This is a genomic window from Tenacibaculum sp. 1B UA (assembly GCF_033978845.1).
Taxonomy (GTDB): Bacteria; Bacteroidota; Bacteroidia; order Flavobacteriales; family Flavobacteriaceae; genus Polaribacter.
The window spans coordinates 1-22266 of sequence record NZ_JAKVUA010000020.1 but is presented as its reverse complement, the minus strand read 5'-3'; the positions used below and the strand labels follow the sequence as shown (position 1 = coordinate 22266).

At 30.9% G+C, this 22266-nt stretch carries 19 protein-coding genes; 11 read left to right on the top strand and 8 right to left on the bottom strand.

The genetic code is table 11. The annotated features are described in order from the left end of the window. Positions 1 to 7 precede the first annotated feature (7 nt). The 4 genes from MK851_RS13425 to MK851_RS13410 are packed head-to-tail and all read right to left on the bottom strand — an operon-like array spanning position 8 to position 2902. Complete coding sequence (locus MK851_RS13425) at positions 8 to 736, bottom strand: head GIN domain-containing protein (RefSeq protein WP_320244358.1); 729 nt, start codon at positions 734 to 736, stop codon at positions 8 to 10. Between the two features lie 22 nt (positions 737 to 758). Then, positions 759 to 1829, bottom strand: coding sequence for a hypothetical protein (locus tag MK851_RS13420; RefSeq protein ID WP_303510676.1), 1071 nt, complete (start codon positions 1827 to 1829; stop codon positions 759 to 761). Then, positions 1816 to 2346 (bottom strand): hypothetical protein, encoded by a 531-nt coding sequence (locus MK851_RS13415; protein ID WP_320244357.1) that lies wholly within the window; start codon positions 2344 to 2346, stop codon positions 1816 to 1818. The genes MK851_RS13420 and MK851_RS13415 overlap by 14 nt, the downstream gene beginning before the upstream one ends. Then, entirely contained in the window at positions 2336 to 2902 is a 567-nt protein-coding gene (locus tag MK851_RS13410; RefSeq protein WP_408034060.1) for an RNA polymerase sigma factor, read from the bottom strand. Before MK851_RS13410 ends, MK851_RS13415 begins: the two co-directional genes overlap by 11 nt. 198 nt (positions 2903 to 3100) lie before the next feature. Here MK851_RS13410 and MK851_RS13405 point away from each other — a divergent pair, with 198 nt between their 5' ends. The 10 genes from MK851_RS13405 (at position 3101) to MK851_RS13360 (ending at position 15941) form a co-directional block, all read left to right on the top strand. After that, positions 3101 to 3958 carry a hydroxymethylglutaryl-CoA lyase gene (locus tag MK851_RS13405; RefSeq protein ID WP_303510666.1) on the top strand — a complete coding sequence of 286 codons (858 nt, stop codon included), beginning with the start codon at positions 3101 to 3103 and terminating at the stop codon, positions 3956 to 3958. Positions 3959 to 3960: 2 nt separating this feature from the next. Then, a complete protein-coding gene (locus MK851_RS13400) occupies positions 3961 to 4767 on the top strand; it encodes a hypothetical protein (RefSeq protein WP_320244356.1) in 807 nt (268 codons plus the stop codon). 37 nt (positions 4768 to 4804) lie between these two features. Beyond that, positions 4805 to 6364, top strand: a complete 1560-nt coding sequence (locus tag MK851_RS13395) for a bifunctional metallophosphatase/5'-nucleotidase (RefSeq protein ID WP_303510662.1) — start codon at positions 4805 to 4807, stop codon at positions 6362 to 6364. A gap of 130 nt (positions 6365 to 6494) precedes the next feature. Then, positions 6495 to 7676: a DUF4856 domain-containing protein gene (locus MK851_RS13390; RefSeq protein ID WP_320244355.1), complete on the top strand. Its 1182-nt coding sequence runs from the start codon at positions 6495 to 6497 to the stop codon at positions 7674 to 7676. 104 nt (positions 7677 to 7780) lie between these two features. Beyond that, on the top strand, positions 7781 to 8881 hold the full coding sequence (locus tag MK851_RS13385; RefSeq protein WP_320244354.1) for an imelysin family protein: 1101 nt from the start codon (positions 7781 to 7783) through the stop codon (positions 8879 to 8881). After that, positions 8874 to 10241, top strand: coding sequence for an HTTM domain-containing protein (locus MK851_RS13380; RefSeq protein WP_320244353.1), 1368 nt, complete (start codon positions 8874 to 8876; stop codon positions 10239 to 10241). The genes MK851_RS13385 and MK851_RS13380 overlap by 8 nt, the downstream gene beginning before the upstream one ends. Continuing rightward, on the top strand, positions 10216 to 12708 hold the full coding sequence (locus MK851_RS13375; RefSeq protein ID WP_320244352.1) for a TonB-dependent receptor domain-containing protein: 2493 nt from the start codon (positions 10216 to 10218) through the stop codon (positions 12706 to 12708). Before MK851_RS13380 ends, MK851_RS13375 begins: the two co-directional genes overlap by 26 nt. Before the next feature lie 243 nt (positions 12709 to 12951). Then, complete coding sequence (locus tag MK851_RS13370; RefSeq protein ID WP_320244351.1) at positions 12952 to 13479, top strand: hypothetical protein; 528 nt, start codon at positions 12952 to 12954, stop codon at positions 13477 to 13479. A gap of 209 nt (positions 13480 to 13688) precedes the next feature. Then, positions 13689 to 15194 (top strand): ATP-binding protein, encoded by a 1506-nt coding sequence (locus tag MK851_RS13365; protein WP_320244350.1) that lies wholly within the window; start codon positions 13689 to 13691, stop codon positions 15192 to 15194. 3 nt (positions 15195 to 15197) lie between these two features. Then, positions 15198 to 15941, top strand: a complete 744-nt coding sequence (locus tag MK851_RS13360) for a response regulator transcription factor (protein ID WP_320244349.1) — start codon at positions 15198 to 15200, stop codon at positions 15939 to 15941. Here MK851_RS13360 and MK851_RS13355 read toward each other — a convergent pair whose 3' ends face one another. The 3 genes from MK851_RS13355 to MK851_RS13345 all read right to left on the bottom strand — a co-directional run bounded on the left by MK851_RS13355 (position 15942) and on the right by MK851_RS13345 (position 17677). After that, positions 15942 to 16211: a hypothetical protein gene (locus tag MK851_RS13355; RefSeq protein WP_320244348.1), complete on the bottom strand. Its 270-nt coding sequence runs from the start codon at positions 16209 to 16211 to the stop codon at positions 15942 to 15944. It lies immediately after the preceding gene. A 5-nt stretch (positions 16212 to 16216) separates the two neighbouring features. Next, entirely contained in the window at positions 16217 to 16804 is a 588-nt protein-coding gene (locus MK851_RS13350) for a hypothetical protein (protein ID WP_320244347.1), read from the bottom strand. A gap of 117 nt (positions 16805 to 16921) precedes the next feature. After that, on the bottom strand, positions 16922 to 17677 hold the full coding sequence (locus tag MK851_RS13345) for a hypothetical protein (protein ID WP_320244346.1): 756 nt from the start codon (positions 17675 to 17677) through the stop codon (positions 16922 to 16924). 247 nt (positions 17678 to 17924) lie between these two features. On the opposite strand from MK851_RS13345, the gene guaB reads away from it, so the two are divergent. After that, a complete protein-coding gene (gene guaB / locus MK851_RS13340) occupies positions 17925 to 19400 on the top strand; it encodes an IMP dehydrogenase (protein ID WP_303510631.1) in 1476 nt (491 codons plus the stop codon). A 207-nt stretch (positions 19401 to 19607) separates the two neighbouring features. On the opposite strand, the gene MK851_RS13335 is transcribed toward guaB, so the two are convergent. After that, positions 19608 to 22073: a TonB-dependent receptor domain-containing protein gene (locus MK851_RS13335; protein WP_320244345.1), complete on the bottom strand. Its 2466-nt coding sequence runs from the start codon at positions 22071 to 22073 to the stop codon at positions 19608 to 19610. Positions 22074 to 22266 lie beyond the last annotated feature (193 nt).

Here is a 22266-nt window from a genome sequence, read left to right as displayed (position 1 = left end):
AGGTACTTTAATTTCTATCAATAACACTTCCTGAGCCTAAAGCTGTCTTGTCTATGTCTGATGGTTTTCCTTTATAGTATATACTTCCAGAGCCTACTATTGTAGCTTTAATTCTATTATTAACAGTGGCTGATACATCACCAGAGCCAGCAATACTAGCTTTTAAAGAACTTGTTTTTAAATCATATGCTTTTACATTTCCCGAACCACCAATAGAACATTTTAAGTTATCACTTTTTCCTTTTAGCATAATGTTTCCTGAACCGCCAATAGAAGCTTTAACAGTATTAGCGTCTACACTAGCTATAATGTTTCCTGAGCCTCCTAAGCCAAAAGAAACTACATCAGCTTTTATACGCTTTTTTGCAATTACATTTCCTGACCCTCCCAAAGCAACAGCTTCAATTTTTTCAAAAGGAATGGTTACTGTTAGCTTTTTTGTTGCTTTAATATTAGTGTTTTGTTTAAAGTGTACATTTAATTTTCCGTTTTTAACTTCAGTTTCAATGTACTTTAAAATATTTTCTTCTCCTTCTAAGGTTACTTTACCTTCAGTTCCATCAATTAAATAAACATCAAAGGAACCTCCAACGTTTACTTTATCAAAAGAACTAATCTTTCTAGTTTCTGTAATAACTTTTCCGTTACCTTTAATTTTTTTTGAATTCCACCAGCTTTGTGCCTGTATTTGGAAACTAATAAAAAGAGTTAATAATAAGATTGCTGATTTTTTCATCGTAGTATAATTTATAAGTTGGTTAATCATTTAATTTTAAAGAAACGCCTCCATATTTAGATTTTATAGTAATGGTAGAATTAGAATTCCCTTTACCAAAAGCCCCTTCGTAATATTTTTTTGACGATTTATTAATGCTTTTAAACATGTCTACATGGTTTTCAGGATATCCAAACCCGGCATACCCTAAGTCAACAGTAAAATTAAAGCTGTTATTGCTATTAGTACCAAGTTTAATTCCAGCATAACTTCCATCAATAACAATGTTTTCAAACCCTTTTTCAATATTTCTAACTCTAACACTACCATAATCGGTATTAATCTTTAAGTTTTTTCTAAGAGTTCCTATTTTTATACTTGCGTAATCAGAATTACCACTAATATTAGAAGCATCATCTATAGAAATACTTCCATAATCAGTATTAAAATCAACGTTGGTTGCAGTACCAATTTTCATAGTAGAATAATCGGCATTAACTTTTAAGTTTTCTGATTTTATAATAGCTAACTTTGAGTAATCAACACTTAAGTTTCCAGATTTCATAAAGTTAATTTCAGAAGTACCACAGTAATCTAAATTAATATTATTAGTTTCATTTAATAACTGGTCTATTTGAATTTTACCATAATCACAATTAATATTGGATTTACCTTCTAGTTTATCTAATTCAATGTTTCCGTATTTATTATTTAAATCGGCATTATTGGTAATTGGCATCTTAACAAAGTAATTAATCTTGTAGTTTGTGTTATTACTGCCCCACCAAGACCAACTAGATTTTGTTTTTTCAATAATTGTTCTTGCTTCTACTAAACTAGGAGTAGCTTCAAATTGTACATCAATAGCTTTTAGTTTACGCTCAACATTAGATAAATCACTCCCTTTTACGGTAATTTTTACGTTGATTTCTATTCTGTTTTCATTCCAAGTAGTTACGTTTACATTACCGTATTTATTGTTAATGTATAAGGTAGCATTTTTGTTAACAGAAAAAGTTTTACGTATGTTTTTGCTTTTTTCGTGTTTTTTATCATTAGCTACTAAAAGTGTAGGAACGAATAAGAGTAGGAAAAGTAGTTTATATAATTTCATCTTCTAATATTTCTAATTTTGTGGGGTTTTGTTGTAACTCTAATCGTAAAAGAAGTTTTTCTAAGACATCTAATCGTTGTTGATAATTTTGTATCATTTCTCTGATGATTTGATGTTTATTTTCTCTTTTAGATAATTCTTTTACAAGAGCTTTATATTGGTCTTCTAGCTCTTCAATTTCATTTAAAGAGTCTTCAATAACGATTTCAGTTTCTAAACTTCTATATTGTTCAACCTCTTTTAGTTCTTGATTTATGGTTGTAACAAAAAAGTTTTGAGCTTCTGCCATTTTAGGTGAAACATCAGCTAAGTCGTATGTGTTTTTTTGCTGGTAGCTACCAAGGTAAAAACCTAAAACCAATACTACAGATGCTGCAATACCCATCCAAAAAAAAGATGGTTTTTTAGGTTTTTTTGGAGCTTCTAGCTTGCGCTGAAATCGATTTAAATGTCCTTGATGAGGCACAAAAACATCAAAATCATTCTCTTTAAAAAACTGATGCAGTTTATCCTCCATATACTTGTGTTTTATTAGTATTACTAGTTAGTACTTGTTTTAATTTCTTTTTTGCTCTTGATACTGTTGTTCTTACATTTTCGTTAGTATAATTTAGTATTTGAGCGATTTCTTCATAATCATAACCTTCAATTAAGTTTAAAGTCAATATAATTCTGTAATTATCCTTTAAGCTTTGTAAACAGTTTATAACTCTCTTAATTTCTAGTGAGCTATAATCTATTTCAATGTCATCAACCTCATGACTAGGAATCACATCCATTCTTACTTCATCATATCGAGTAACTTTTTTTAATTGGGTTAAACTCTTGTTAATTACAATTCTTTTTAACCAAGCTCCAAAAGCAACTTCACCTTTAAAAGTATCTAATTTCGTAAAAGCAGTTAAAAATGCTTCTTGAATTAAATCTTCTGCTTCGAATTCGTCTTTTAAAATACGATATGATGTATTATACATAGCTTTGTAATAGCTTTCATATACCTGCATTTGTGCAGAGTTATCGTTTTTCTTACAACGTTCGATTAGTTGGTTGATATGTGTTTGTTGCGACTCCAATGAAATCATTCTATACTAGAGACAATTTAACTTTTAAATTGTGACAGTTTAGATCAATAAAAGTAAAATATTTTTTATAGTTTAAATTTTTATATTGATATTTTACTGATAATTAAAGTGTTGTATGTTTTCTTTTTTGTTAGGGAGTGGAAGGTTAAGACAAGTAAAAAATGAATCAAAATATGTATATTTGACACAATGGTTAACAGTGTTAAAATTATCGAATGTCCAAGGGACGCAATGCAAGGAATTAAAAGTCATTTTATTCCTACAGAGGCGAAGGCTAAATATATCAATTCACTGTTAAAAGTTGGGTTCGACACTATTGATTTTGGAAGTTTTGTATCACCAAAGGCAATTCCACAAATGAGAGATACAGCTGAAGTTTTATCGAAATTAGATTTATCAGCAACTAAAAGTAAACTTTTAGCAATTGTAGCAAATGTACGTGGAGCAAACGATGCATCTCAGTTTGAAGAGATTGATTATTTAGGATATCCTTTTTCGATATCAGAAAATTTTCAAATGCGAAATACGCACAAAACAATAGAACAATCAATAGATACTTTAAAAGAAGTATTAGCTATTGCTAATCGAACAAACAAAGAGGTAGTAGCTTATTTATCAATGGGGTTTGGAAATCCGTATGGTGATCCATGGAGCGTTGAAATAGTAGGAGAGTGGACAGAAAAACTTTCGTCGTTTGGTGTTAAAATCTTATCTTTGTCAGATACAATTGGAAGCTCAACACCTGAAGATATAAATTACTTATTTTCAAACTTAATACCAAGTTATCCTCAAATAGAATTCGGAGCTCATTTACATACAACACCTGCCAAATGGCACGAAAAAGTTGACAGTGCTTTTAAAGCAGGTTGCCGCCGTTTTGATGGGGCTATAAAAGGCTATGGAGGTTGTCCGATGGCAAAAGATGAATTAACAGGTAATATGCCAACAGAAAAGCTATTGTCTTATTTTACAGCAAATAAAATAACAACAAATATTAAACCAATGAGTTTTGAAAGTGCCTATAATAAAGCACTAGAAGTTTTTTAAACATGACGAAATTAAATATTTTTTTTCTTTTTTTCTTTTTTTCAGCCTTTTCACAATCTGTAGATAGTGAAAGGATAGGAGTATGGAATGTGAAAGGGAGTAGAATAATTAAAAATCAGTCAGTAAGCGATGAATTAGCAGCCTATTATTGGGGTGAATTTAATAGGATTTTTCCAAAAGAACTCACTCAGAAATATATAAAACGTATCGTTTTAATGACGGACGGAGTGGATGAGAAAACTGGAGCTTTAGTTGCATTGAGTTCAAAAAATGACAAATGGCAATTAGAAATTGATATTAGAGATGTTAATTTTGAAACTAAAGATAAAAGAAGGCTTCATGAATCTGTGTATACTTTAGTGCACGAATTTGGACATTTACTAACATTAAATAGAACTCAAATAAGACCTACAAATAAAAATGAACAAGAAGAAGGAGAATTGTATTTAACTCTTGAAGGTGAGGCCTATAAAGATAGTTATATCAATAGGTTTGTTAATATTTTTTGGAAGGGTTCTTTATTAAACCGTTGGGATGTTATTCAACGAAAATATTGCTATACGGAAGCAAATTGTGTAGAAAAACTGTATGATTTATATTTAAACAACCGAACAGAGTTTCTTACAGATTATGCTGCTGAAAGCCCAGAAGAAGACATTGTAGAAAGCTGGACTGCTTTTGTGTTAAGACCTAGAATAAAAAAGCCTAGAACAATAGCACATAAAAAAATAAACTTCTTTTACCAGTTCCCAGAATTGGTAGAATACCGAAAAATGATTAGGGAAAACACACGTCAATATCTTCACTAGAATTCGTAAATTTGGTTTCCTTATAAAGAAAAACCAAATGAAGCAATTTAAAACCTTATTACTACTTTTAGCAACATGTTTTTTAGTAAGTTGTGGCTCTTCTCAGAAGAAAACCAACACAATATCTTCAAAAACAGCGTATCAGTTTAAAAAAGATACTGATAAAACCTATTTTACAGTACTACAACTAAACGATGTATATGAAATAGCTCCAATTCAAGGAGGAATGTATGGTGGAATGGCTAGGGTTGAAACGGTACATAAGCAACTTTTAAAAGAAGATAAAAATACGATGTTAGTGTTGGCAGGAGATTTTTTATCCCCCTCTTTGCTTGGAACAATGAAGTATAATGGAGATAGAGTAAGAGGGAAACAGATGGTAGAAGTTATGAATGCTATGAATTTTGATCTTGTAGCATTTGGAAACCATGAATTCGATTTAAGTTACACACACTTACAAGACCGCCTAAATGAAAGCAAGTTTAATTGGATATCTGCCAATGTGTTACATAATGTTGATGGTAAACATTCTTATTTCCATAAAATTGTTGATGGTAAAAAAGAAACTTTAAAAGATTCTTTCATTAAAGAATTTAAGAATTCTGATGGAACGAATTTAAAAGTAGGGTTTATTAGTGTTTGCATTCCTTCAAATCCAAGAAACTATGTGCATTATGGAGATATGTACAAAGAGATACAACGTTCATATAACGAAATAAAAGATAATGTTGATATTGTATTAGGATTAACTCATGCATCACTTACACAAGACAAAAAAATAGCAAAACTTTTACCAAACGTGCCACTAATAATGGGCGGACATGAGCATACCAATAGTTACGATAAAGTTGGAAATGTGACAATTACAAAGGCAGATGCTAACGCAAAAACAGCCTATATTCATAGATTTGAATATGATCCTAAAACAAAAGAAGTTAACTTTAAATCAGAGTTAAAAGAGATAAATAAATCTATCTCTGAAGATGCTAATGTGAAAAATGTTGTAGATAAATGGCAAGTGGTTTTAGAAGATAAAATAGGAGAGGTAGTCTCTAATCCTTATGAAGTAATATACAAAGCAACCGAACCTTTAGATGCAAGAGAAAGCACTATTAGAAGTGTACAAACCAATATGGGGAGAATTATAGCGGAGTCTATGAGTCTAGCTTATAATAATAAAGTAGATTGTGCTTTAGTAAATGGAGGATCAGTACGTATAGATGATGTATTGGCTGGAGACGTAAATGCTGTAGACATTTTTAGAGTACTACCTTATGGAGGTAAGGTTTTAAAGGTTAAAATTAAAGGAAGTTTATTAAAGAAAGTATTAGATTTTGGCGTAGAGTCTTCAGGAACTGGTGCCTACTTACAGCGTTTTAATGCTAAAAAAGAAAATGGAGAATGGATGCTTAAAAATGGTAAACTTCAAGAAAGTCGAACTTATACAGTTGCTTTTTCAGATTATTTATTAAGAGGGCTAGATATTCCTATACTTTCAAATAAAAGCGAAGGAGTTATAAACGTTTATAAACCTAAAGCAGGAGAAATAGCATACGACATACGTAAAGCAGTTGTTAATTACCTTAAGAAAAAATAATTACCACTAAACTTTCAAATAGTTATCAAAAAATAAAATTTATTTAAAATAAGTCTTAATAAGATTTGTAAGGTTGATTTTCTTATATAAATTTGCCGAATAAAATTAATTAAAACTTAATCTAAATAAAATGAAAAGAGTAATCCTTTCTATGATAGCTGTGTCAGCTTTAGTATTTACATCTTGTTCAGATGATAATGATGTAAAACAACCAGTAGAAGCTCCAGCTACCTATGCTTTTAATGGAAAAGACAATAAATCTAACGTTAGTTTTTCAGGACAAGTAGCACGTTTAAAAATGGCTAAAGAGTTAAAGGATGCGCTTGGAATTAATACCAAAACTCTGGCTCAGTTAGAAGAAATGTTTAAAGAGGGTACAGGTTTTGAAGATGTATCATTAAACACTTCAGGGAAAAAACTTAGAGGTACTGTGGCTTCTGCTACAAACTCTAACGTAGATGCTGTAGAAACAGATGAGTTAAGGTTAAAAATGGACGGATGGATTGAAGACCATGCCACAGAAGTATATGCTAATTGGAATACAGATGCAGCTGCAGGTACAGCAGGAAAACTAATTACAGGTAGTAGAACAGTTTATGTAAATGCTAAAGGAGTTGAGTACAATCAAGCAGTAGCTAAAACATTAATAGGTTCTGTGATTGCAGATCAAATGATAAACAAATATGTTTCTCAAAAATTTATTGATGATAATAAAGCAGATCATGAAGCTGGAAAACCATATAAAGGAGATGCCACCAAAAATTATACAGCTTTACAACATGGTTGGGATGAAGCTTATGGATATTTATTTGGTTTAGAAGAAGATCCTGCAAAACCAGTTAATTCTTTAGATGATAGAAAAGGTTTCTTGAACTCTTATATTAAAAGTGTTGATAACGATAGTAAGTTTAAAGGAACTTTTGATGATGTGTACAATGCATTCAAATTAGGAAGAGCAGCAGTAGATGCTAATGATTATGAACTAGCAAGCAAGCAAGCTGAAACTATTAGAGTATCAGTATCTAAAGTAATAGGGGTTATGGCTGCACATTACCTATTAAAAGGAAAAGGAGCTAAAGATGCAAATAGTTTACATGCATTATCTGAAGCATATGGTTTTTTACAATCACTACGATTTGTTGAAATTAACGGACAACAAGTTGAAAAAAATCAAATCGCAGGTACTATAACAATGTTAGAAGCTGATAATGGTTTATGGTCTATTACAGATGACCAATTAGATCAAATTGCATCTAGGTTAGGAACCTACTTTGGTTTTACAACAGAAGATGTAGTTAGTTTAAATGACTAAACTATTAAATGAGATAAATTAAAAATAACCATGTACAGTTACGTGGCTATTTTTTTTTATTTTTGCTTGTTTATTTAGATTAATAAAAAATTAATTAAAACAAGATGAAAAAAATCGTATACATATGTGTACTCTCTTTAATTGTTGCTTGTAGTTCAAGTAGTAATGATGATTCCAGTACATCAACACCAGATGATTTTAATAGAAAAGAAATGTTGACTTTTTGGGCTGATCAAATGATTATTCCTGGATATAATGATTTTGTAGAGAAAACAGAGTTATTAAATGAAACAATAAATAAATTTACAACAACAGTAAACACAGCTAATTTAGTTGAGGCAAGAACTGCATGGAAAAATGCTTATATAACTTGGCAAAAAATTTCGTTATTCCAAGTAGGTAAAGCCCAAGAAATAAACATGGTTGGTTATATGAATACAATACCAACGAATGCTACTCAATTAGATGATTATGCTAAGTCGGGAACTTATAACTTAGAATCACCTAATTTAATAAGTGTACAAGGTTTTCCTGCTTTAGACTATTTACTTAATGGAAAAGGTACTGATGAAGAAACAGTAACTTTTTATACAACAACAGAAAATGCAGCTAAGTATACACAATATTTAAAAGATGTAAGTAACAGAGTTTACAACTTATCTAAACAAGTTAAAGATGATTGGAACGGAGGTTACAAGCAAACTTTCATTGAAAACGATGGATACTCAATATCAAGTAGTGTAGATAAATTAGTAAATTTTTATGTTGTAGCTTTTTTTGAAAAACAATTAAGAGACCCTAAAATAGCAAATCCATCAGGAGCAAGAACAGGCATACCAGATGTAACCTTGGTTGAAGGCTTTTATAAAAAAGACATCTCTAAAGAATTATTTATAACCGCGTTAACAGCAACAAAAAACTTTTATAAAGGAATAGGTTATAATGGAAGTAACGGTAAAAGTTTACAGCAGTATCTAGAGTTTTTAAAAAGAAAAGATTTAGCAGATTTAATAAACACAAACTTTACAAAAATAGAAGATAAGGCTAGTTTATTAAAAGATGATTTTACAGATCAAATTCAAAATGACAAAAACGTGTTTTTAAATACTTACGAAGCTATGAAAACAGTATTAAAAAACTTTAAACCAGATATGATGAGTGCTATGAGTATTAAAAATACTTCGAGCGACGCTGATAATGATTAATTCAGTACAAAAATATTTTAAAAAAAATACGGAAGCTGCTCCACTTGCAGTATTTCGTATTTTTTTTGGGTTTATGATGTTTTGTAGCATACTACGTTTTTGGTTAAACGGATGGATAGAAGAACAATATATAAAACCAAAATTTTTCTTTTCATACTACGGATTCGAGTATATAAAACCATTAGGTAACTATACCTATTTATTATTTTTTATTTGTGCAATAGCTGCCTTACTTATAATGTTAGGTTATAAATATAAAACAGCGGCAATTACGTTTTTTTTTAGTTTTACTTACATTGAATTAATGGATAAAAGCTATTATTTAAACCATTATTACTTTGTAAGTTTAGTAGCATTCATTTTAATTTTTCTACCAGCAAATGCTTATTTTTCTTTGGATGCAAAACAAAATAAAAAAATAGCCTATCAAAAAACACCTAATTGGACTATAGACGCAATAAAGTTACTATTAGGTATTGTATATTTTTATGCAGGATTAGCAAAACTAAATTCCGATTGGTTGTTTAGAGCCTCTCCATTATGCATATGGTTACCTGTACAAAATAATCTACCATTAGTAGGTTTTTTAATGTCTAAAACATGGTTTCACTTTGCTATGAGTTGGGCAGGAGCCATATACGATTTAACAGTACCTTTTTTATTATTAAATAAACGAACACGTACCATAGCATTTGTTACAGTAGTTGTTTTTCATGTATTTACACGAATACTATTTTCAATAGGAATGTTTCCTTATATAATGATTGTCTCAACCATTATATTTTTCAATCCAAAAGTGCACCATAAAATACTAAATAGTATAGCAGTCATATTTAGTATCTCTAAGGGTTATTTCGATCAAGGAAAAACCTTGGTAACTACCCAAAAACTAACATTAACAAGAAAGTTTTTAATACTATTCTTTATGCTACAAATAATTATTCCTTTTAGGTATTTGTTGTACCCTGGAGAGTTATTTTGGACTGAAGAAGGATACCGTTTTTCTTGGCGTGTCATGTTAACAGAAAAAGCAGGCTATGCAGAGTTTAAAATAATTGATGAAGAAACAAAAAAGCAAGTATATATTGATAATAGCGATTATTTAACAACATTACAAGAAAAACAAATGAGTTTTCAATCAGATTTTATACTTGAATTTGCTCATTTTTTAGGAGACACCTACAAGAAAAAAGGAATGAAAAACCCTAAAGTGTATGTAGATAGTTATGTAACATTAAACGGTCGACTTAGCACACAATTTATAAATCCAAAAGTAGATTTATACCAACAAAAAGAAAGTTTTAAACACAAAAATTGGATTATACCATTTAACCATGAAATCAAAATTAAAGGTCTGTAGCATTATTTTTATCTTATTTTTAGCTGTGCAAACAGTGGTAGCGCAATATACCATTTCAGGAAAAATAGTTGATGAAAAAGGGAACCCTATTAATAATGTTGAAGTTTTTGATGCTTCAGGCGGAAAGTTGGCAACATCAGACGCTCAAGGAAATTATAAAACCAAACCATTACAATCAGGAAACTATTCATTGGTGTTCTTTTCTTATAACTTCGAGATGAAAGAAGATGTATTAACTATTGGAAATAAAAATATAGTAGTAAACATAACTCTTTTAAAGTTAGACGAAGAACTATCAGAAGTAATCATCAATCAAAGGCTAAGAAAAGTATTTAGTTTAAAAAGATTAAAAGCAGTGGAAGGAACTGCTATTTATGAAGGAAAAAAAACAGAAGTAGTTTTATTAGATCAAACAGTAGGAAATAAAGCGGCGAATAACGCACGCCAAATATACAGTCAAGTAGTTGGACTCAATATTTACGAAAATGATGATGCTGGATTACAGTTAAACATTGGAGGTAGAGGCTTGGATCCTAACAGAACATCAAACTTTAATACACGACAAAACGGTTACGACATTAGTGCAGATGTATTAGGGTATCCAGAAAGTTATTACACACCACCAGCAGAGGCCTTACAAGAAATCCAAATTGTAAGAGGAGCTGCATCATTACAATACGGAACACAATTTGGAGGGTTGTTAAATTTTAAATTTAACGAACCTAATAAGAGTAAAGAATTTGAGTTCATAACAAGACAATCTACAGGGTCTTTCGGTCTTTTCAATTCTTTTAATAGTGTTGGAGGTACAGTTGATAAAACAGGTTATTATGGTTACATAAATTATAAAAGAGGAGATGGTTTTAGACCAAATTCAGAATTTAATTCAATAAATATTTATGGTCATGTAGATCATAAACTATCAGAAAAAACAACTTTAACAGTAGAAGCAACATATTTAAATTATTTAGCTAAACAAGCTGGAGGGTTAAATGATAGAATGTTTAATGAAGATCCTTTTCAAAGTAACAGATCAAGAAACTGGTTTCGTGTAAACTGGAATTTATGGGCGGTAAAACTAGATCATAATTTTACAGAAGACACGCGCCTAAGTGTTAACTTATTTGGATTAAATGCTTCGAGAAAAGCCATAGGGTTTAGAGGGAATTATAAATCAAGTAATGTAAGTCCTATAACCTACGTAGATGAACCTTTTGCAGATGGAAATTATGCTACGAGAGATTTAATTAACGGACAATATAAAAACTGGGGAACAGAAGTTCGCTTTTTATCAAACTATAATTTTAGAGGGCAAAAGAATACCTACTTACTAGGTGTAAAATATTACAAAGCAAATAATTCAGAACAGCAAGGAGCAGGGTCTAATAGTGTAGATGCAGACTTTACATTTGCAGATGTAGATGCCTATGCCTCATCTAATTTTAAATTCCCAAATACGAATGTAGCATTATTTGGAGAACATATTTTTAAGCTATCAGATAAATTCTCAATAACTCCTGGATTTAGGTTAGAATACATAAAAACAGGAAGTAATGGTGATTATAAAACAGTATTGTGGAATAATGAAGACCTACAAAACGGAGAGCCGTTACCTAATGGAATTAATACGTTTAGAGACGATAGAACAAAAGAAAGAAGCTTTGCTTTATTTGGTATTGGTGCAAGTTATAAACGATCAACAAAGTTAGAAATTTATGCAAATGCTTCTCAAAACTACCGTTCAGTAACCTTTAATGACATCCGTACGGTAAGTCCTACTTTTAAAGTAGATGAAAACATAGATGATGAAGAAGGAGGCACAGCAGATATTGGAATAAGAGGAAAAATTAAAAACATTGTAACCTATGATCTAAGCGGGTTTGGACTGTTTTACAACAAAAGAATCGGAATTTTTTGGGTAAGTAGCGGATCCGATGCAGGAGATAGGTTAAGAACTAATGTAGGAGATGCTTTTATTTATGGTTTTGAAGGTTTTACAGATGTTAGTTTGGTAAATGCATTTAAACTGTCACCAAACTACGTGCTAAATACCTATGTAAACCTAGCGTTAACACAATCAGAATATACAGATTCATTAGAAAAATCGGTAATAGGAAATCAAGTAGAGTTTATACCGAACCTAAACTTAAAAACAGGAGTAAAGTTTGGATATAAAAACTTTTTAAGTAGCTTACAGTTAACGCATTTGTCTGAGCAACAAACCGATGCTACACATGCAACAGTAGATAGCACACATCCTAGTTACGGAACAATAGGTCCTATACCAGCATATACAATTGTAGATGCTTCTTTTTCATATTCGTATAAAAAATGGAAGCTAGAAACAGGAGTTAACAACCTATTAGACGAAAAATACTTTACACGCAGGGCAACAGGATACCCAGGACCAGGTATTATACCATCATCTCCAAGAAACTGGTATGTAACATTACAGTTCAAAATTTAAAATAAAGGGAGATACTTAGTTTTCTCCCTTTTTTTGTTAGTTACATGGTATTAGCACATTGTTTCATTGTGTTTATAACGGTTTTCTCTTACTGTAAATAATATTTACTTTCCCAATAGGAGTATGAGAAATTTCACAAAAGACAAATTTCTCTATAACCTCTATAAAATAGTAACAAACTATTTTTTCTTTTCTTTTTATAATTGTAAATTTAGCCAATAACCAAATTTAAATTATAAAAACATGGGAAACCCAGTAAACGTTAACGGAGTTACATTAACATTAAAAGATTTTAGAAAATTTGACACCAATATTAGTGTTGATAATATACCAAAAGGACCTTTAGTTAACATGTCAGGTCTTGAAGGTAGTACAAGTAACCCTTTTACTGTAACGGTTTTAGCATACTTACCAGATAACCCTTTGAAGCCAATTGAAAATACCACTGGTTTACAACTGCAAGGAAATGAAATCTATTTAAACTATTATGGAATTATTCCAGTTCAAATCCCAAATAAAGAAGGAGGGTATAATATGGTAAGTTGTAGAGATTTTAGAGTAGATTTTAATTGTGATCAAGTGGCTAGTCAATATGATTTGTATTATATAGAATATATTTATGAATTGGAAGAAGGGACTGAATTAGCGGACATGATTCTTGTTAGGAATAACAATACAAATCCAATTTTGAAAAATGTAAATGAAGGACCTATAACAGATAGAGGAACAGTTACAGCACCAGCAGAAACAGAACCACCAACAGAATTTTAATTTTGAGTAAATTAAGTTCTATTATAGGAATAATAACTTTGTTTTTTTTTCAGGTTAATGGTCAGCCTAAAAAGAAAAACAAAGTTTTTATTGAAAGAGGTTATTCTATATGCCAAAAATATAAGAATGAAACTTTTTGTAAGGCCTTAAACTTTTATAAAGAAAAACAGTATGATTCCTGTTATACTTACAGTAGCAAAGCTTTATTATTGACTAATAAAGAGGAAGAAATTACTTATATTAACTTTATGCAAGCGTATAGTGCTTATAAAAAAGGTTTTTATAAAAAGGCTTTGCAAAGCTTACATTCAATTACTGATGATAAGGAGAATATCTTAGAAAAACAGGTTTTATTAGGAAGTGTATACTTAAGTTTAAAAAAATATAATAAGTCAATAAATCATTACGAAAAAGCTTTAGAAGAAGGGCCTGAAGTTTTCAGAAAAAAAAACATTTACCATAATTTAGGAGTTAATTTTTTACAAAAAAGAATTTTTGGAAAAGCTAACGAATATTTTTCGAAAGAAGTTTCTCTAATAAAGAAGAAAGATACTGCGGCAATAATTAGAACCAAAATTGATTTAGCAAACCTATATTATAATCAATACTTAGACGATAAGGCAATTCCGTTGTTTAAAGAGGCTTATGATCTGTCCAAATTATACTCAGATTTTAACCTTAAACAAATATCTGTAAGAAACATGGCAGTTGTGGAGAAGAATAGAAAAAATTATAAAAAAAGTATAGAGTACTATATGGAGTATGGTAACTGGAAAGATTCTATTTGGAACCGTGATAAAATTTGGGAGCTTACAGAAAAAGACAAACAATTAGCCGTAGCACAGAAGCAACAAGAAATTGTATTACAAGAAGAGCAGTTAAAGCGTCAAGCAGTGGTGCAAAAGAGTTTGGTAATAGGAGCTTCAGGTTTATTAGTTTTTTTGGGGTTTTTAGGCTATTTTTATAGAGAGTTAAGAAGTAAAAACAAGTTTATTACTCAGCAAAAAGAGGAGTTAAACGTAGCAAACAAAACCAAAGACTATTTGTTTTCTGTAGTGTCTCACGATTTACGTTCACCAATTAATACAATTAAGCGACAGCACGAAAAGCTAAAACGACAGTTAAAAAACAAAGAATACGATGCGGTAAGTGAAACTACTAACAATGCTATTGCATTAACTGAAAGCACGAGTCACTTATTAAATAATGTATTGCATTGGTCATTAGAGCAAAACAATCAGTTATCGTTTAAAGCAGAAGAATATCCTTTAAAACCATTGGTAGAACAGGCTGTTTATAACTTTGAAGAAATTGCAGAAGCTAAAAACATTGCACTAACTACAACGTTAGAAGCTACTATTTTGGTAAAGGCAGATAAGGAATCTCTAAAAATAGTATTGAGAAATTTGTTAGATAATGCACTAAAATACACAGGAGAAAACGGTGAAATAGCAATAAAAACCTATAATGACTCTGAAGAATTTAGTACCATTGAAATTAAAGACACAGGTTTTGGAATTTCAGAAGAAAAACTAGCAAAAATAAAAGGTTTAGAAGATTTAAGTATTGATAAAATTAACAGATCTGAGGGTGTAGGGCTAGGTATGTTACTGTGTCAAACACTTATTAAGAAGAATAATGGAAAATTACTCATAGATAGTGAGTTGGAAGTGGGGACAACTATACGAATTTTGTTACCCAACGCAAGCGCATAAATTATGAAAAAACTACAATTACTATTGTTAGAAGACTTAGAGGAAGAAGCTTTAGAACTTTCTTCTTTTTTGGAAGATAATGATTACGAAGTATCGTTAGCAAAAAATGCGGTAGAAGCAGAAAAACTGATTAGAAATCGTTTTTTTGACGTCATTATACTAGATATTATGATTAACGGAAAACCAGACGGAATTTCGTTAGCACACCGTTTAAATAAAGAAGGAATAAATGTTCCTTTCTTGTTTTTGACAAGCATGCAAGGAAGAGAAATTTTTGATGAAGCAAAACTAACCAATCCGTTAGTATATTTATTAAAGCCTTATAACAAACTAGAATTGTTGTTCTCTTTAGAATTAGCAATAGAGTCTTGTTATCAGCAAAGTAATAGTATAAGCTTAACATCAGATAATGCAGTGTTAAGTCCCGCTTTTTTATTTATAAAGAAAAAAAGAAGTGTAGTGAAAGTAGATGTAGCTGCTATTAATTATGTAGAAGTGAAAGAAAAATACTGTAGCTTAATTTGCGATTCAGGAAATTACCTAATAAAGTTGTCATTAACCAAGCTAAAAGATATGTTGTCTAATCCAGATTTTAGACAAGTACATAGGAATTACTTAGTAAACGTTAAGAAAATTAAAGAAATTTACTTTGAAGACAACCTTATTGTTTTAGATAATGAAGAAAAAATTCTCTTTAGTGAGCGTTATAAAACAGCATTTATAAAAGAGAATACAATCTTTAGATAGTTACACTACTTTAGAAACTAAACTTATTACAAAGCCAAAGCCATTTTCAATATTAGAAATAGCTTTGGCTTTTTCATTATTGCTAATAGTAGCATCATCAATAAGTTTAAGTGTTTTTATGGCGTTTGCATTCGTAATTTTACTTTCCTTAATAAAAGCATCCACTTCGCTAAGCTTTAGGTTAGTTAAACTAGCCAACTGTTTGTTAAACTCAGCATTAGTTTGTGAAGCAGCTTCTTTAGCTATATTGTTCCAATCTATAGAATTCATAATGGTTATTTTTCAGTAATTACTTTTTCAATGGTTATCAATTTATTTAGTACATTTCCAGTTTTACCAATACTTTGATTAATGGTGTTTTCAATCTTTTTTATATCAACCTTATTACCTGTGAGTTGATCTATCGCTTGCAAAGCCTCTTTTTCTGTGGTTTTTACTTTTACAGCAGAGTTAATTAAGTATTGAAGCGAAGTAGTAGCTCTGCTATAATCGCTATAATTAGAATTTAGTTGGTTTAAAATATCTTGCCTTTGTAAATCCAATACACTTTGAAGCGAATCTTTTTTGCGATTAATAATAGGAACAATACTGTTAAGAATGTTTGGTAATTCCTTTTTATAATCTAAAGAATCTGGTAATAAACCCTCAAACTTTTTTAATAGCGTAGGAGTGTACCTGTTTTCAAAAAATAAGTTTATTTTTTTCTTTCGCTCATCAAAAAGTCTGTTGATTAAAGACACATTTAAAGCATGCATATTATCTGCTTCTTTAATAACTTCTTTGGTTAGTGTAACAGTAGAACTTGGAATGCTAGCACAAGAAAGTAGAAAAAAGCTAAGAATTGATACGTAAAAATACTTCATAAGTGTAATTTTAAAGTTAAAAAGAGGTTGCTACAATGTTGAGCTAAGTTTGGTTAGTATGCTGTAAGCTCTATTATAATCACTTAACGGTGCAACCTCTTTTATTTTTAGTAATAGTTATTTATTGGGTTTAGGTACGATAAAAATAGATTTAACTCTATCTATAATACCTTGTAATATGCTAAAAATAGCTTCAGAAGAAAACCCACCAATCAGTGCTAAAACACCTTTATTAAAAAGATCGATGTCTTCAGGGGTTTTGGTGTAAAAAGAAATAATTTCCGACATAATTAGTCCAGCAATAATACCAAGTACTATTTGAGCCAAATAAGAAATAGACTCTTCAGAAACCATAGTTGAATTTTTAATAGAATTACTAACTTTTTTCAATAAATAAAAAACAACGCCTAGACCAGCAACAGAGGCTAAATAAGACAGGTTTAATAATAAAGGCACCCCTGAATTATTCATTAAACCTTTATCTAATGAGCTATTATTTACATTAGGAGAAAGCGCAGTAATAATAAATAAAATCAAGAAGAAAAGAGCTAGTAAAATAAGATTTCTAACTATAGGAAGCTTACTGAAAATAGATTTATTTTGTCCTTCATTACGAAGAGTTTTGGTATATTCTATAGATTTTGGCGTTGCAGGAGTAATGTTTTTAACAAGAATATTGTGCGCGTTAATCAAATCATTTAAATCCTTGCTCTCAATCAAAGAGTTCACTTCAGTATTAATAGTAATACCGTTGTAAATAGCATACGATAACATATTATTAATTTCAGTAATTAATTCTTTAAATACCTTAGGATAAACATCGGCAGTGTCAGCTACTATCTTAGTGTCTTTTATCAGGGTACTGGTTTCCATTAGTTGTAGGTTTATGAATTGGAATAGGGTAAACACATACTAAAATTAAGAATGATATAGAAAAGAATAAGGGGAGAAACCTTGAGCGTATAAAAGTTGATTATTAGCGTTATTGATAGAAGGGTAAAGCAATAAACAAAAGATAAAATATAAAACGATTTACTTAACTTAAAATTAAAGGTAGTTTTTGCATTATTTGTAGTACATTTGCATGCAATTAATTAACAACACACTAAATTGATTGCATATGCAAGCTCATCAAGCTAAAATATTAGGTGAAGGATTAACGTACGACGACGTTTTATTAGTTCCAGCCTATTCAGAAGTACTTCCAAGAGAAGTTTCAATCCAAACAAAATTTACCAGAAACATAACAATCAATGTTCCAATAGTATCTGCAGCTATGGATACAGTAACCGAATCTGCTATGGCTATTGCTATTGCTAGAGAAGGAGGAATAGGAGTGTTGCATAAAAATATGACGATTGCTCAGCAAGCTCAGGAAGTACGTAAGGTAAAACGTGCAGAAAGCGGAATGATTATCGACCCAATAACCTTATCGTTAAGTGCTATTGTTTTAGATGCTAAACAAGCAATGCGTGAGCATAAAATTGGAGGTATTCCAATCGTTGATGAAGCAGGAAAATTAGTAGGAATTGTAACCAATCGTGATTTACGTTTCGAAAAAAATAACGAGCGTCCTATTGTTGAAGTAATGACTTCAGAAAATTTAGTAACAGTTGCTGAAGGAACTTCGTTAAAAGATGCTGAAGTTATTTTACAAGAAAATAAAATAGAAAAGTTACCAGTTGTTAATGATAATGATAAGCTTGTAGGCTTAATTACCTTTAGAGATATCACAAAACTAACACAGAAGCCAACAGCAAACAAAGATACTTTTGGACGTTTACGAGTAGCTGCAGCATTAGGAGTAACACACGATGCGGTGGATAGAGCAGAAGCATTGGTAAATGCAGGAGTAGATGCAGTTATTATTGATACAGCGCACGGACATACACAAGGAGTAGTGTCAGTATTAAAAGAAGTAAAAGCAAAATTTCCAGAATTAGATGTTGTTGTAGGAAACATTGCAACACCAGAAGCAGCTAAATATTTAGTAGAAGCAGGAGCAGATGCAGTAAAAGTAGGAATAGGACCAGGGTCTATTTGTACAACACGTGTAGTAGCTGGTGTAGGGTTTCCACAGTTTTCAGCAGTGTTAGAAGTAGCTGCAGCTATTAAAGGAAGTGGAGTCCCAGTAATTGCCGATGGAGGTATTCGTTATACAGGAGATATACCTAAAGCTGTTGCAGCAGGAGCAGACAGTGTAATGTTAGGATCATTATTAGCAGGAACCAAAGAATCTCCAGGAGAAACTATTATCTACGAAGGAAGAAAATTCAAATCGTACCGTGGAATGGGATCTGTTGAAGCCATGAAACAAGGATCAAAAGATCGTTACTTCCAAGATGTAGAAGACGATATTAAAAAGTTAGTTCCAGAAGGAATTGTAGGACGTGTTGCTTACAAAGGAGAATTACAAGAAAGTATTCACCAATTTGTAGGCGGGTTACGTGCAGGAATGGGATACTGCGGAGCAAAAGACATTGAAACCCTAAAAAACACAGGGAAATTTATCCGTATTACAGCAAGTGGAATTAACGAAAGTCACCCACACGATGTAGCTATTACGAAAGAAGCTCCTAACTATAGTAGACGATAAAATATAAAGTTATTGCAAATCCAATCCTTTGGATGGAAGCAATCTAAAATATCAAACGCCGTTAATTTAATTATTAACGGCGTTTTTTTGGGTGTTATTCTCTAAGGAGAATAACCATGATAGTTTGTTTAAACTTCTAATGTTAATAAAAAAGAGAACTATACGTACAGTTCTCTTTTTTATTAAGTTGTTATATATAATTAAGAATTAAAATCCTTCACCACCTCCATCTAAATCACCATTTTGTTCAGGACGTTCACGTTTTTTATTTTGATTGAATCGGTAGGTAAAGCTTAAAGAAATTTGGCGTTCTCTCCATTGAAAAGAACCATCATTTATTGTTTTAAGAAGTCCGTTATCATCATATAAGTAAGTAGTACTTTCTCGTTTACGAGAGTTGAATAAGTCACTAACATTTAATACTAAAGATGCTTTTTCTTTAAATAAGTCTTTACTTAAGGCAACATTAGCCATAAACATACCTTCTCTGTCACTTTGTGCAGTAGATTGTGGTCCACGGTACATTAAGCGTGTTTGCCATTGTAGTTTCCAAGGAAGAGTAACACGAGAATTAAAACGAGCAAACCAACTACTATTGTTAACTTCTTTTAAAGGAGTGATAACTTGATCTCCGTTTGCGGCAGTATATACATAAGTAAAGGCATCTGTATTAAACTTAAAATAATTAAAAGAAGCTGATAATCTAACTTTTTTGGTTGGATTATAGTTTGTTGTAAACTCAAATCCATAACGGTTTTCATCATTTAAGTTTACAGGTTGTCTTACTGTTACATTAGTTAATACTCCGCCTACTTCTCTTTCTTCTAAGATTGAAACTCCTTGAATAATATTCGTAGAATATTGATAGTATAATGAAGCTCCTAAGTTAAGTTTACTAATTCTTGTGTTATACCCTAAATCTAATGAGTTTGTAAAAGTAGGATCTAAGTCTGGGTTTCCTCTAAATACATTAGTAGCAGAACTACGACTTTCAAAAGGGTTTAAAAACCAGTGACGTGGTCTACGTAATCTTCTACTATATCCTAATGAAACATTTTCTCCATCGTTAATTTCATACCCTAAATTAACGGTAGGAAACCATTCGGTGTAGTTTTTTTCTTTAAATTGATCTGTTGTAAATACTGTTAAGTCGATATCAGTGATTTCTGCTCTTAAACCTAATAGGTAGGAGAATTTATTAATCTTACTCCCGTATTGAGAGTAAAAAGCATAAATGTTTTGTTTGAATTCAATAGCATTAGAGGGATCATTTGGAAAAGGATTTCCAGAAGCATCACGTACTCTAAAGTCTGAGTTTAAATCTTGCAATGTAGCTTTATGACCTGCTTCAAATTGACTATTTTCTCCAATAGGTAATACATAATCCATTTGGAAAAGGCGGTCTTTAGAGGTTGTAATTTGTGAATTTTGCTCAGAAAGAGTTCCATCTACAAAAATTTCAGCAGGCTCAGACTCTTCACTGTCACCGTATTGCAAATCAATAGTTAGTTTTTGACCTTCATCGTCAATATTATTGGTATAATTTAAAGAGTATTGCTTGTCTACAGAATCTTCTTTTTCGTTTTCAATTCTTATTTGATTACCATCTAACATTTTGTTTTCATCATAAAAAGTAGTGTTGTTAGTAGCAATATCGTCATCTTTTGAATTTCTATAGAAGAAACTACCTGTAACAGAGCTTTTTTCGTTAATGTAGTATTCTACTCCTAATGAACCATTATAATTATTACTTTTTCTGTCAAAAGTTCTGTCTTCGTCTCTATAATCAGAGATAACACCATTATCATTAAAGTTAGTAAAAAAACTATTTGAATTTCCAGGGCCTTTTCTGTAAGAGTATGCTAAGTTTGAAAAAATATTAAGTTTTTTTGTTCTATAATTTAGGTTGGGAGAAATTCTCAACATATCAGGGTTACCAACAGTTAAGTTTACAGAACCATTGAAACCAGTAATTTTACCTTTTCGAAGAATAATATTTAAAATTCCCGCAGTACCTTCTGCATCGTAACGGGCAGAAGGAGAAGTAATAACCTCTACCTTTTCAATAGCATCAGCAGGAAGGTTTCTTAAGGCATCCGTACCAGTTAATCCTACCAAAGCAGAAGGTTTTCCGTCAATTAAAATACGTACATTTTCATTACCACGTAAGCTTACAGCCCCTTCAGCGTCTACATTTACTGATGGTACATTGTCTAAAACATCAGAAGCATTACCACCTTTAACGGTCATATCTTTTCCAACATTGTAAATCTTTTTATCTAAACGAATTTCAACGGTAGATTTTTCTGCAATAATTTCAACTTCTTCTAATGTTTCAGCATCTTCAGAAAGTAGAATAGTTCCTAAGCTTTTATTTTCTGTTAGAGTATGATTTCCTAAACTTTTAGTTTTAAAGCCTATAAATTCAACTTTTATATCATATGTACCAGATGAAGCATCTATAGAGAAACCTCCATTGGCATCGGTAACTCCTCCAATAACTTGTTGTGTGTTAGCATTTTTTAATACTAAAGTTGCGTACTCTAAAGGTTGTTTAGAGTTTGTTTCTAAAACTTTACCAGTTAGAGTAATTTTAGAACCGATACCTTTTGTAGTACGCTGTGCAACAGCTGTAAAACTAATTAGTAAAATAAGTAATGTAATTTTCTTCATTATGTTGATTTATAAAGCTTGTTTGACCGCAAATTTCTCTAAAGGTTTAACGGGGCTTAGTTAAAAGAATGTTAAATAAAAAAAGGATGCGTATTAGCATCCTTTTTTATTAAATTATGTCTCGTCCTAAAATAAGTTGACACAATTTAGACTTATTTTATGAAAAACAATGTATCCAAGAAGAAACGCACAC

What these genes read in the sequence shown, in the direction of transcription:
- MK851_RS13425 (WP_320244358.1), bottom strand. Translation starts at nt 736, where the DNA reads ATGAAAAAATCAGCAATCTTATTATTAACTCTTTTTATTAGTTTCCAA.
- MK851_RS13420 (WP_303510676.1), bottom strand. Translation starts at nt 1,829, where the DNA reads ATGAAATTATATAAACTACTTTTCCTACTCTTATTCGTTCCTACACTT.
- MK851_RS13415 (WP_320244357.1), bottom strand. Translation starts at nt 2,346, where the DNA reads ATGGAGGATAAACTGCATCAGTTTTTTAAAGAGAATGATTTTGATGTT.
- MK851_RS13405 (WP_303510666.1), top strand. Translation starts at nt 3,101, where the DNA reads ATGGTTAACAGTGTTAAAATTATCGAATGTCCAAGGGACGCAATGCAA.
- MK851_RS13400 (WP_320244356.1), top strand. Translation starts at nt 3,961, where the DNA reads ATGACGAAATTAAATATTTTTTTTCTTTTTTTCTTTTTTTCAGCCTTT.
- MK851_RS13395 (WP_303510662.1), top strand. Translation starts at nt 4,805, where the DNA reads ATGAAGCAATTTAAAACCTTATTACTACTTTTAGCAACATGTTTTTTA.
- MK851_RS13390 (WP_320244355.1), top strand. Translation starts at nt 6,495, where the DNA reads ATGAAAAGAGTAATCCTTTCTATGATAGCTGTGTCAGCTTTAGTATTT.
- MK851_RS13385 (WP_320244354.1), top strand. Translation starts at nt 7,781, where the DNA reads ATGAAAAAAATCGTATACATATGTGTACTCTCTTTAATTGTTGCTTGT.
- MK851_RS13380 (WP_320244353.1), top strand. Translation starts at nt 8,874, where the DNA reads ATGATTAATTCAGTACAAAAATATTTTAAAAAAAATACGGAAGCTGCT.
- MK851_RS13375 (WP_320244352.1), top strand. Translation starts at nt 10,216, where the DNA reads ATGAAATCAAAATTAAAGGTCTGTAGCATTATTTTTATCTTATTTTTA.
- MK851_RS13370 (WP_320244351.1), top strand. Translation starts at nt 12,952, where the DNA reads ATGGGAAACCCAGTAAACGTTAACGGAGTTACATTAACATTAAAAGAT.
- MK851_RS13360 (WP_320244349.1), top strand. Translation starts at nt 15,198, where the DNA reads ATGAAAAAACTACAATTACTATTGTTAGAAGACTTAGAGGAAGAAGCT.
- MK851_RS13355 (WP_320244348.1), bottom strand. Translation starts at nt 16,211, where the DNA reads ATGAATTCTATAGATTGGAACAATATAGCTAAAGAAGCTGCTTCACAA.
- MK851_RS13350 (WP_320244347.1), bottom strand. Translation starts at nt 16,804, where the DNA reads ATGAAGTATTTTTACGTATCAATTCTTAGCTTTTTTCTACTTTCTTGT.
- MK851_RS13345 (WP_320244346.1), bottom strand. Translation starts at nt 17,677, where the DNA reads ATGGAAACCAGTACCCTGATAAAAGACACTAAGATAGTAGCTGACACT.
- guaB (WP_303510631.1), top strand. Translation starts at nt 17,925, where the DNA reads ATGCAAGCTCATCAAGCTAAAATATTAGGTGAAGGATTAACGTACGAC.
- MK851_RS13335 (WP_320244345.1), bottom strand. Translation starts at nt 22,073, where the DNA reads ATGAAGAAAATTACATTACTTATTTTACTAATTAGTTTTACAGCTGTT.